The 1335-nt window shown below is 48.0% G+C and carries 1 pseudogene; it reads right to left on the reverse strand.

The annotated features are described in order from the left end of the window. Window positions 1-1306: pseudogene (locus tag Q0614_RS02170) on the reverse strand (hypothetical protein); the annotation flags it as partial. Window positions 1307-1335 lie beyond the last annotated feature (29 nt).

Here is a 1335-nt window from a genome sequence, read left to right on the forward strand (position 1 = left end):
CGAGCGCTCCTAAGACGTGCAGAAGCCCGATTTTAAGGGCAAATCCGAAGGCCTTGACGTAGCTGCCGCCATGGGCTAGGAAATAGCTCGCCGTTAGCAGCTTCGCGTGTCCAGGGCCTGCCGCGTGGAAAAAGCCGTATATAAAAGAAAGCGCCAAGACCCATAGGATCGTGCTTGCGCTTGCATGCTCGCTGCTTGCGCGAAACGCCGTTTTGAGACTTTTCATAAAATCCATCGTCTTTTGCGCGACAAATCCCAGTGTAGCCTCTTTTTGTGGTTCGCTTGAAATATTGTCGCTGTCGGATGCGGCGCCGTTTTTACTCGCGCTATTTTTCGCTAAATTTAAAGAGTTAGGCGATGTCGCAAAATTTTGCGTAGAATGCGCGGAATTTAAAGAATTATCTCGTCTCGCCGCCAAATTTTGCCCCGTATCTTTATCTACAGACGCTACAGAATTTGCGGAATCGTTAAAATTTATCGCAGCGCTCCTGTCGCCTCCGTTTTGCGCTAAATTTGAATCATCGCCTAAAGAAGCTGCGGCATTTTCGCCGTTTTTTGCGGCGGCTTCTAAGTTTTCGCTGCCTAAGCGGCCGGAATTTACGGGACCACCTTTTGCTTGCGCGTCCTTTTTGGCGGCTTTATTGATCTGCGCGATAGCATCCGAAGCGGCGATATTTTTTTGCGCCTCCGCAGTCGCCTCCGAAACTATGTCGCCGACTGATCTTTGATTTGATCTGCGCGCCGAGCTGGCATTCGGTTTAGCTTGCCCGCCTTGCGCAAGTTTATCCTCTGAGCCCGCAAGACTCTGCTCGCTAGATGCAACACCGCTCTGCGCTAAATCGGAGTTCGGCGCGCTTGAAATTGGCGGTTTTTTATCTGCGATTTTTGGCTTTTCGCCGCTAAATTCTATAAAAGTGGTGGCTAAATTTGAATTAGGCTTCGCTACAAAGCCCTCGCCAAGATTAATGGGCTTGTCGTCAAGCATTTTGAAATTGAAAAATCCCTGATCGTCGTTAATGGAAATTTTAAGAACGCGGCCGTTTCGCAGCTCGAAGCCGACCTTTTGATCGAATTCAAACACGAGTCTGCCCTTTTTGACGAGGCTTATTGCGTTTTTAAAATTTCCCTTGATTTGCGTGCCTACAAGGTTGCTAAGCGCGGGCTTTGCGTTTTTTGGCGCTTGATCGTAGAATTCCGCCTCGCAAAGGTAGTTTTTAGGGGTTAGATAATCGGTCATCGCCTTAGTTATCTCGGTAAGCTCGCTATTTTCAAGCTTGGCATTGGAATTTATATCGTAGGTCTGCATTATGACGTCGGTAAAATTTTGAGAGAAAA

It is taken from the genome of uncultured Campylobacter sp. (assembly GCF_937997595.1).
Taxonomy (GTDB): domain Bacteria; phylum Campylobacterota; class Campylobacteria; order Campylobacterales; family Campylobacteraceae; genus Campylobacter_B.